At 31.6% G+C, this 275-nt stretch carries 1 protein-coding gene; it reads left to right on the forward strand.

The genetic code is table 11. The features are described from left to right. Positions 1-275 (forward strand): ion transporter (locus FUA24_RS20980; RefSeq protein ID WP_148545045.1); only part of this gene is annotated, 275 nt, incomplete at both ends.

The raw sequence follows: 275 nt of genomic DNA on the forward strand, positions 1-275 counted from the left end.
TTTACTATATACCATTATTGCAAGTATTTTACTTGTAATGCTAGAAAGTGTTGAAAGTATTGATGCCAAATACCACAATGTTCTAGATGTTTTAGAATGGATAATTACCATACTTTTTACCATTGAATATATTGCCCGTGTGGTAACCGTAAAAAAACCGTTTAAATACATATGTAGTTTTTATGGTGTAATAGATTTATTATCAACCATACCAAAATACATATCATTAGCCTTTGGTGGCATACAAGCCTTAGTAGCCTTACGCGCATTAAGGC

The organism is Seonamhaeicola marinus (assembly GCF_008085455.1).